Source organism: Siccirubricoccus soli, assembly GCF_024178315.1.
Lineage (GTDB): Bacteria > Pseudomonadota > Alphaproteobacteria > Acetobacterales > Acetobacteraceae > Siccirubricoccus > Siccirubricoccus soli.
On the sequence record NZ_JAMZIK010000257.1, the window covers coordinates 1 to 6137 of the forward strand.

The window sequence follows — 6137 nt, forward strand, 5'->3', positions numbered from 1 at the left end:
GAGCGCCGAACCCCAGGGCTATGTGGATTTCTGCGGCCCCGTCCCCGCCCTCGGCGGCTGGATGTTCGGCGGCTGGGCCCGGCTCGGCACGCTGGGCGCGCTCGAGACCTGCTTCGCCACGGCCCTCTTCGAGGGCGAGGCGGTGGAGGGCGAGGCGGTGCTCGGCCGCTACCCGCGGCCGGATGTGGAAGGGCTGGGGGAGGGCTTCATCGCCTTCCTCCCCGGGCTGCCGCCGCCCGAGGCCGGCAGCTTCGGCAACCTCGTCTTCGGCGTGGAACGGCAGCACCGGCTGGTGCGCTCGGTTGGCGCCCGGCAGCCGGAGCCGATCGAGCTGCTCGGCATGGTCCGCAGCCTGCTCGCCGCGGCGCCCAGTGCCGGCGTCAGCCAGGGCGCGCTCACCCGGGTGCTCTCGCGCCCGATCTACGAGGGGGTGGAGACCATCTCCCGCCTCCCCGTGCCGCTGCATCTCGAGGTCGACTCGCTGCTGGTCGCGCCGGGGGCGGGGCTGGTGCTGATCGGTTGGTTCCTCGACCCCGGCCGCGCGGTGAAGAGCATCCGGCTGCGCAACCGCGGTCGGCTCTCCGCACCGCTCTCCGAGGCCTGGATCGCGACCGAGCGGCACGACATCCGCGAGGCCTTCGCGCCGAAATACGGGCAGCTCTCCGAACGCCCCGGCTATGTCGCCTACATCGCCACGGAGACGGCGGATCTGCGCGAGGCGCATCTCGAGATCGAGCTGCAGGACGGCAGCATCGCCTTCCGCCCGCTGCCGCCGGCCGGCGAAGGCGGCGTGCCCGCCATCCGCCGCCTGCTGAACGGGCTGGAGCTGGCGCCGGACGAGGTGGTCGCGCTCTGCGACAAGGTGCTCGGGCCGCCGGTCGTCGCGCTGAACCGCGCCCGCCTCGCCGCCGCCCCGGCCGGCGTCGAGGTGGTGGTGGGCGACCCGCCGGCCGAGCCGCGCTGCTCCCTTATCATCCCGCTCTACGGCCGCATCGACTACCTGATGTACCAGTGCGCCCTGTTCTCCGAATGGGGACTGCCGGCGGACGAGCTGATCTATGTGCTGGACGACCCGCCGAAGAAGGCGGAGCTGATGAACCTCGCCCGCTCCGTCTACCGGCGCTTTGGCATCCCGCTCCGCCTCCTGCTGCTGCCGCAGAATCTCGGCTATGCGCCGGCCAACAATGCCGGCTTGGCCATCGCCCGCGGCAAGTACATCTGCTTCCTCAACTCCGACGTCATGCCGCAGGACGGCACCTGGCTGGACCGGCTGACCGGCCGGCTGGAGGAGGACCCGGCGCTCGGCGTCGCCGGCGCGCTGCTGCTGTTCGAGGACGGCACGGTGCAGCATTCGGGCATCGAATTCGCCCGGCTGCCGCAGCTCGGCAATTTCCCCTTCGCCCTGCATCCGGGCAAGGGCCGCATGCGCGGGCCGAGCCGCGGCCTGCACCGGGAGGAGGCAGTGACCGGCGCCTGCATGGTGCTGCGCCGCGACCTCGCCCAGCAGCTCGGCGGCTTCGACCAGGATTACGTGGTGGGCGATTTCGAGGACACGGATCTCTGCTTCCGCATCCGCGACCTGGGCTACCATTGCGCGGTGGATGACGACGCCGTGCTCTGGCACCTCGAGCGCCAGTCCCAGGGCGCGCCGGGCAACAATTGGCGCCACAACCTGACCCTGGTGAATGCCTGGACCTTCGCCCGCCGCTGGGGCGACCGCTTCCCCGATGCGGCACCGCCCTCCGGCGGCGCCGTCCTTCGCCTGTCCTGACGAGCCGCGCGAGAGCCAAGGCATGAGCCAGACCACCACCCGTCGCCGCGCCGCCACGCGGCCCGCAGCGAAGCCCGCCGCCACCGAGGCAGCCCCCGGCGCGCCCGCCGTGGTGACGCCGGCGAAGAAGCTGCGCGTCCTCACCATGTCGCACATGGACCCGCGGGTCTCCCGCGGCGGCGCCGAGATCGCGGCCTTCCAGCTCTACACCAAGCTGCAGGCCGACCCGAATGTGGAGGCCTTCTTCCTCGCCGCCGCGCCGGGGCGCATCGGCGAGCGGCTCGGTGTGCGGCTGACCCAGCCCTTCGGGCCGAATGAATGGGTCTATGTCGGCCATGGCTTCGACCATGGCATCCACGCCAATGGCGACCCGGAATTCCCGCCGGAATTCCTCGAGCTGCTGGCGAACATCCAGCCCGACGTGGTGCATCTGCACCACTATACGAATTTCGGGGTGGAGGCGCTGCTGCACATCCGCCGCGCCGTGCCGCAGGCGAAGATCGTGCTGACGCTGCACGAGTATCTGGCCATCTGCAACCATTTCGGCCAGATGGTGAAGCGGCCGAGCTTCGCGCTCTGCGAGAAGGCCAGCCCGCGCGACTGCCACCGCTGCTTCCCGGAGAAGCCGGAGCCGGATTTCTTCCTGCGCGAGCTGTTCATGAAGCGGTTCTTCCGGCTGGTGGACCGCTTCATCTCGCCCAGCCACTTCCTGGCGAAGCGCTATGTCGAATGGGGCATCGCGCCGGAGCGGATCACGGTCATCGAGAACGGCATGCCGGAACGGCCGGAGCATGCGCGGCAACTGCCCTACCCGCCGGTGGAGGACGGGCTGATCTTCGGCTTCTTCGGCCAGATCTCCGCCCTGAAGGGCATCAACGTGCTGATCGAGGCCGCGGCGCTGCTGGACAAGGCGGGGATCGACCGGGTGCGGATCGACGTGAATGGCGACTATTCCGGCCAGCCGGAGCCCTTCCGCCTGGATTTCGAGAAGCGCCTCGCCAAGGCCTCGGAGAATTTCAACTACCGCGGCCCCTATGAGAACAGCCGCGTGGACGAGCTGATGCAGCAATGCCATGCGGTGCTCGTCCCCTCCGTCTGGTGGGAGAACTCGCCGCTGGTGATCCAGGAGGCGCTGCTGAACAAGCGGCCGGTCATCTGCTCCGATATCGGCGGCATGGCGGAGAAGGTGCGGGACGGGCTGGACGGCTACCATTTCCAGGCCCGCAGCGCCTGGTCCCTGGCCAATCTGCTGAAGACCCTGGCGGCCGAGCCGCACCGGCTGCTGGCCATCCAGAAGACCATCGCCACGCCGCCGACCATGACCGAGACGGCGGCCGCGGTGCGTCGGGTCTATGACGAGGTGCTGGCGGGGACGGCGCCGGCGGCGGCGGACAAGGGGTAGGGGCAAGGGGGACAGCCCTGCCGACCGGGGCCGCGCTCCTGCGCTGCGCCGGGCGTCGTCGTCCCGGGCCCTCCCTTCGGGCCGCGCCATCGGCTCTCGCTCCGCTCCGGCCGCGCCCGATGGCGCCGCCCGTCAGCTCGCCAGGGCGAGTCGGGCGGGCTGCGACAGCGCGGCGAAGGCGGCCAGGTAGCGCCGCGCCATCTCTTCCCCGTCGCAGGGCCGGGGCAGCCCGGCCGAGAGCCGCGCCGCCAGGTCGGGGTCCATGGCGCGCTCCATCGCCGCCACCAGCTCGGCCGGATCGCCGACCCGGGCATGCAGGCCGCTGACGCCGTCCTCCACCTTCTCCGCCATGCCGCCGATATCGGAGCAGATGACCGGGCGGCCGGCGGCGAAGGCCTCCTGGATCACCACCGGGGAATTCTCCCACCAGCGGCTCGGCACCAGCACGTAGTCGCATTCGCCCATCAGCGGCCGCACCGCCTCGTTCGGGTAGGGGCCGGCGAAGGAGAGGAAGGGGTGGCGCCGCGCCGCCGCCTCCAGCGCCTCGCGGAAGCCCTCGGGCTGGCCGATGATGGTGCCGTGCAGGCGGATGGCGAGACGGGCGGCGAGTTCGCGCCGCGCCGCGATCAGCTCCGCCGCCGCCAGCAGCGTGTCGATCCCCTTGTAGGGGTTGAGCTGGCCGAAATAGCCGAAGACCCAGCGCCCCTGGCCGCGGTGGCGCGGCGGCAGCGGCGCGGCGAGGCGGGGCAGGCCGTTCTCGATGACGGTGATGCGGCGTGGATCCAGCCCCCATTCCGCATAGCGCGCGGCGAGGAAGCGGCTGGGTGCGACGAAGCCGCCAAGACCGGCGAAGGCGTTGAGGAACCGGTCGCGCCGCAGGGCGAATTGGCTGAGGTCGTGCTCCGGGAAGCAGGTGGCGCAGGCGGAGGGCGAGGCGCCGTAGCAGAGTGCGTGCTGCGGCCGCGTGACCATCTGGCCGTCCCGCAGGCAGATGGCGGCGTATTCGTGCAGGGTCAGCAGGCTGGTGACGCCGGGCAAGGCCGCCGCCAGGCGCAGCCCGGCCAGGCCGAGATGCAGGTAGTGGTGGAAGCTGATCCGCCCCACCCCCTCCCGCCGGAGCAGCGCGGCCAGATCCATCGCCAGGCCCGGCGTGCCGGCATTGTAGAAGGCATCCTGCCGCCCGGCCGGGACCAGCAGCACATGCTCCCCGGGCGTTGCCAGCTCCAGCCGTGCCTCGTTCTCCTCCGGCGTCACCGTCACATGGATGGCGGGCAGGCCGAGGGCGAGGAGGCCACGATAGAGGGTATAGGCCGCGATCTCCGACCCGCCGCGAGAGATCGAGGGGTGGGCATGGGTAACGACCGCGAGGCGCGGGCCGGCGGCCTCAGCCATCGCCGCCGCTGGCCAGGACGCGGTCCACCGCCAGGGTCAGGCGGCTGGGCAGGCGGCGGCGGCCGGGCAGGGCGGTGGCGCCGGCCGGCACCGGCTGCCGCTCGGCCGGCAGCCGCAGCGCGCCGCTCTGCATGCCGCCGAGCGGCGCGGGCTGCTCCCGCAGCCAGGCGAGGAACTCCGCTTGGCGCCAGGCGAAGGCGCCGAGTCCCTCGCCCTCTCGCCGGGCGGGCTGGCCGCGCAGCGGCAGGGCGAGGGGCAGGGGCGAATGGGTCGCCAGCGCGTCCAGCAGCGCATCCCAGCCGGCCTCGCTGGGGAAGATGCCGGGTCCGACCAGGGCGAAGCGGTCCGTGCCGAGGGCGCCGAGGATGCCGGGCAGGGCATGCGGCGCCTGGGCCGCATCGGGCAGGGCGAAGACCGCGGCCGGGGCGCCGATCTCGCCGAGCCCGGCCAGGGCGATCGCACGCGCCGCGCCGGTGCCGAGCAGCAGCACCAGCGCCGGCAGGTCTGGCCGCCGCGCCGCCAGCAGGCCGAGCTCCGAGAGCAGCAGCGCGGCATCGGCGCGGTCCGGCCCGAGGGCGAGGATCAGCGCCTCCGGCGCCCTGGGCAGGGGGGTGAGCGGCTCCGCCCGGAGGGCAGCGGCGGCGCCGGCGGCGCCCAGGGCCCGGGCGAGTTCCGGAAAGAACGGCTCGTGCTCGAGCCCAGGATAGATGTTCATCAGCTCCTCGGGCGCGGCCGAATGGCCGATGACACGGAGTTGCGTGGGGGCGATGCGCTGGCCGAGGCCGGTGCCGCCGGGGGTGGCGAAGCGCAGGCTGGCTTCCTGCAGGGCGTGCGGGTCCGCCTGGCCGCGGAAGACGGCGACGAAGCCGGCGGCCTGGGTCACCGCCTGGGCGCCGCCTGCGGCGTCCAGCAGGTCCGGGCGCGGCAGGCGGGAGAGGCTTTGCGGCAGCAGCGGCAGCACCTCCTCCCCCAGGCGGAGCAGATGAGGCTGGAGCGGCTCGGCCTGGCTCAGGCTCCAGCCCATGGCGAGGGCGCCGAAGCCCGGCACCACCAGCAGCCGGTCCACCTGCGCCTTCAGCCCCAGCGCGGCGGCGTCCGGCGCATCCGGCGCCCAGGGGTTGGTGGCGGCGGAGAGGCGAAGCAGCGGCCGCAGCAGCGGGCCCTGCAGCCCGCCGCTGGCTGCGACAAGGCGCTGGGCGCAGGCGGCGGGGTCCAGCCATTGGGTGGTGGCGAGGCTGCGGAGCTCCGCCTTGCCCTCGGCGCCGAAGCGCAGCCGGGGCTGCGGGCGGTCGCCGTCCGGCCGCCAGGCGGTGTCGAGCGCCGCGGCGAAGGCGACGGCCCCCTCCGGCAGGTCGGGCCGGGACATCCAGGCGATGGCCATGCCGGCGGGAAGCAGCACGCCCGCCGTCCCGATGCGGCAGGGGAAGAGGGGGCCGGCTGCCGGCCGCATCCAGCCGAAGAGCCAGAGCGGGCCGCCCGGCAAGCCGCCGAAGGCCTCGATATAGCCGGCCTCCTCGCCGCGTGCGGGTTCTGGCAGGGCGGCGGCGGCGGCGCGGGCGGCGGCCAGGGCAC

4 protein-coding genes are annotated in these 6137 nt (G+C 73.4%); 2 read left to right on the top strand and 2 right to left on the bottom strand.

What is annotated here, in order from left to right; translation table 11 throughout:
* On the top strand, positions 1–1771 hold a 1771-nt coding region (locus NJ376_RS27855), incomplete at its 5' end, for a glycosyltransferase family 2 protein (protein WP_252956618.1).
* A gap of 22 nt (positions 1772–1793) precedes the next feature.
* Complete coding sequence (locus NJ376_RS27860; RefSeq protein WP_252956619.1) at positions 1794–3173, top strand: glycosyltransferase; 1380 nt, start codon at positions 1794–1796, stop codon at positions 3171–3173.
* A 132-nt stretch (positions 3174–3305) separates the two neighbouring features.
* Here the strand turns inward: NJ376_RS27860 and NJ376_RS27865 are convergent, their stop codons facing one another.
* Positions 3306–4565, bottom strand: coding sequence for a glycosyltransferase (locus NJ376_RS27865; RefSeq protein ID WP_252956620.1), 1260 nt, complete (start codon positions 4563–4565; stop codon positions 3306–3308).
* The coding region (locus NJ376_RS27870; protein ID WP_252956621.1) for a hypothetical protein at positions 4558–6137 on the bottom strand (1580 nt) is incomplete at its 5' end. The genes NJ376_RS27865 and NJ376_RS27870, both read right to left, overlap by 8 nt.